A 2,293-nucleotide genomic window follows, 5' to 3' on the forward strand; every position below is an offset into this window, starting at 1 on the left:
AAAATACTGGTGCCCAGGAGAGGACTCGAACCTCCACGATGTTGCCACCGCTAGGACCTGAACCTAGTGCGTCTACCAATTCCGCCACCTGGGCTTCGCTGTGAAAGCGAAGGCGCTATTGTAGCCACTCCGGCGCCGCTGTCAACAGTCTCAACCATAAAATTTCGCAACGGGGCACCACACCCGTCCCCGCGCGCACGCGCTCAACTCCCGATCACCACCGACACCTGCGCCATCGGCGCCTTCGACCCGCCCGGCACCACCGCCCGTAGCGGCTGTCCGTAAGTCAGCCGCGCATTCACAAACCGCGACCACTGAAACCGAACGCCCACCCCCACACTCGACAACATCCCCGCCTGCACCTCGCCCGGCTGATCCCACTTGTTCCAGACATGCCCCGCATCGACGAACGCAAACGGCTGGAAAGCCGGCCCGTCGTCGCCAAAGAACGCCAGCGCCGGCGTGCGCAACTCGGTCTGCACATTCCACCCGCGATCGCCCTGCACGCTGTACGGCTCATACCCGCGCAACGTCTCGTCGCCGCCCAAACCCATTTCCTCGCTCGGCAACAAGGTATTGGGCGTCCACTGGAATTGCCCGCGGGCAGAAAATGTGAAGCCCGCCCCAATCGTCAGCGTGCGCTCGGCCAACAGCTGAAGATACGTGTAGCGCGCCGTCGCCCCATTGCGCATATCCTGGAACGCCGTATCGGTGTTGTTGCCGTCAAAATGTCCGGGGCTCGCAAATAACGAGGCGTTTCCATGCGTCTGACCGAGTGCGTCGCTCTTGTTCGCGTCATACGCAACGAGGAACTGATGCACGTGCGAGTTCGCATTGAAGACCTGCACGCCGCCGAATTCCAGGTCGTTGTTCGATCGTTTGAAGTCGTAGCCGAACTGCACCTGCTGTTGCCACTCGCCGACAAGCGGCAAATGCCGGTCATAGCGGAAACTGAACTGCGAAGACACCCCCGTCTGATTGAAGCTGTTGTCCAAGCGCGGCGTGCTCTGTGCATAAACGCCGAAAAATTCGACACGGTCGAACCACGGCAACGGCGCCGAATAGCTGAACGAATGCGCCTGGAAGCGCGGCCGGTCAGGCCGTCCTTCTATCGGCGGATTGCCGCTGAATAGATCGTGGCTGGCCGAATACCGGTAGGCGATCTGCTGATCGAGGCCGAACAGATTGCCGTAGTCAATGCCCGCGAAAAACCGGTCGCGGCCCAACTGCGCGACGCCGCTGTTGTCATAGCCCGCAGTCACCCGAAACGGCAGTCGATCCTGCGTTTGCAAGATCACGTCTGTCGCGTCGGTTCCTTGCCCCGGCGCATAGACGACATTGACGCTCCGATACGGGTTTGCATTGAGCAGCGCCAAGCCGGTTGCCACGTCCGTTTGGCGGATCGATTCGCCGCGCTTCAAGGGCATCTCGCGCACGAGCTGGGCTTCGGAGAAGTAGCGATTGCCGCGGGCCGTCACCTGGCCGAGATGAAACTCGGTGACGGCGATGCGCACGACGCCGTCGTTGATGTCCTGCTCCGGCACATAAACGTCGACGAGCGGTTTGCCCGCTGTGCGAAACCGCTCGATGACCGCACGCCGTATCTGCGCGAGACCGGCGAAGGTCAAAGGCTGGCCGATGTCGCTCGCGAAACCGGCAAGAAACCCTTCGTCGAGCACCGGTAGATCGACCGCTGCCACGTCTTTACCCGGCGGCAACGATTGAGCGCGCACGACGGTATGGCCGTCGTCCTTCACAAAAATCAAGCCGTGCAATACCGGGACGGCCACCTCTTGCGAATCGCTCTGAGGCCCGGGAGGCGAGGGCGGAGCCGTCGGACGGCTGGGCGCCGGGGGGAGGGCGGGCGCGACGTCCCGATACGATTGCGCCGCGGCCGTGGCGCTGATGACAGCCAGCACTGCCCCGGTCCATTTGAATTTGCCGCCGATCGTGCGACTCATGCGCTTATTTGTTGCGTCATTGGATTGATCGTCCCCGTCCCGCCCACGCAAATGTCTATGGGCGGTCGATGTCCTTGATTTTGCGCGCCGGCACGCCGCCGACGAGCGTATAGGCTGGAACGTTCTTCGTGACCACCGCCCCGGCCGCTACCACCGCGGCCTCGTGAATCGTCACGCCAGGCAAAATCGTCGCGCCCGCTCCGATCCAAACCTTGTCTTCCACGCAAATTTCTTGATGATCGAGCCCGCGCCCGACCTCTGGTGGTTAAAAAATATAAAGAGAAACCGTAACCAACCAAACACGCGGCCCGCAAATACCGTCGGCCCCCAAA

1 protein-coding gene, 1 tRNA gene and 1 pseudogene are annotated in these 2,293 nt (G+C 61.8%); all 3 read right to left on the reverse strand.

The window, feature by feature from the left end; translation table 11 throughout:
* Nucleotides 1-7 precede the first annotated feature (7 nt).
* Nucleotides 8-94: transfer RNA gene (locus ACTHL0_RS20210), tRNA-Leu, on the reverse strand.
* 109 nt (nt 95-203) lie between these two features.
* Nucleotides 204-1,961: a ShlB/FhaC/HecB family hemolysin secretion/activation protein gene (locus tag ACTHL0_RS20215; protein ID WP_440568662.1), complete on the reverse strand. Its 1,758-nt coding sequence runs from the start codon at nt 1,959-1,961 to the stop codon at nt 204-206.
* Between the two features lie 55 nt (nt 1,962-2,016).
* A pseudogene (locus ACTHL0_RS20220) lies at nt 2,017-2,175 on the reverse strand (acyltransferase); the annotation flags it as partial.
* Nucleotides 2,176-2,293 lie beyond the last annotated feature (118 nt).

The organism is Trinickia sp. (genome assembly GCF_051961175.1).
Taxonomy (GTDB): Bacteria; Pseudomonadota; Gammaproteobacteria; order Burkholderiales; family Burkholderiaceae; genus Trinickia.